The 1,243-nt window shown below is 62.2% G+C and carries 1 pseudogene; it reads right to left on the reverse strand.

The features are described from left to right. Positions 1-1,243 (reverse strand): annotated as a pseudogene (locus AO268_RS04650) (RHS repeat protein); the annotation flags it as partial.

Here is a 1,243-nt window from a genome sequence, read left to right on the forward strand (position 1 = left end):
TTGGCCGTCGAAGCCGGTTTCCTGCTGGATCAGGCCGTTGGCGTGGTAGGCCAGTTGGTAGGTTTCACCGGCCTCGTTTTCGATTTCGCTCAGCCGCAGGCGGGTGTTGTCGTAGCGGTACTTGAGTTGAGAGCCATCGGGGTTGATCCGGCGACTGATCAGGTGCAAGTCGTCGGCATATTCATAGCGGGTCACGCGCCCCAACTCATCGCGCTCGGCGGTGATTTTTCCGTAGGGGTTGTAGCTCAATTCGCGGGTGGCGCCGCCCGGCAAGAACACCTTGATCAGGCGGCCCACCGCGTCCCACTGATACTGGGTCAGCGCGCCGTGTTCATCCTCGCGGGCAACCTGCCGGCCGAACACGTCATAGCGATAACGCCGCACACCGCCATTGGGCAGTTGTTCCCCAATCAACTGCCCAAGATCGTTCCAGGTCAGGCGCTGACAGCTGTGGTCGGGATACCAAACCGCTAAAAGCTGCCCGCGCTTGTCGTAGCTGTACTCGGTGAGATTGCCGTCTGGATCGGTCTGGCGCGTGATCGCGCCCTGACAAACCGCTAAAAGCTGCCCGCGCTTGTCGTAGCTGTACTCGGTGAGATTGCCGTCTGGATCGGTCTGGCGCGTGATCGCGCCCTGCTCATTACGCTGGTACTTCCAGACCGCCTCACCCCGGCGCATGACCCGTACGAAGCCATGCTCATGCTCGTAGGAGGTGGGCTCGTCATCCCCAGACTGGTACTTCCAGACCGCCTCACCCCGGCGCATGACCCGTACGAAGCCATGCTCATGCTCGTAGGAGGTGGGCTCGTCATCCCCAGGAAACAGCGCGACCAAGCGCCCAGCCTCGTCGTACTGATAGGCCGTGATCGCGCCCAGGGGATCCTGCTCAACCGTCAGCCGTCCCTGGGCGTCGTAGGACTTGAAGTGCTTACCGCCATCGGGATCAACCCGCTGCACCAGGCGTGCCTGCGGGTCATGCACGTAGACTTCCTGGCTGCCATCGGCGTGCAGCAAGGTGACGCTGCCGTTGTCATCCCAGGCNCTGGCCCAATGCCGTACACAGCGCGCCGCCTTGCCAGACCGTTCCCACGCCCAGAAGAAACTCGCCCCACCGGCCAATTGCCGTTCAGTGATGACCGAGAGGCTGTCGTACTGATAGCGTTCGCTTTCGCCGACGGCATTGGTCGCCTCAAGCAGTCGCCACTGTTCGTCATAGCGGTAGGCAACCAGGTTCTGCTCGGTC

Origin of the sequence: Pseudomonas sp. ICMP 8385 (genome assembly GCF_002699915.1) — a bacterium.
In the GTDB taxonomy this organism is placed as follows: domain Bacteria; phylum Pseudomonadota; class Gammaproteobacteria; order Pseudomonadales; family Pseudomonadaceae; genus Aquipseudomonas; species Aquipseudomonas gessardii.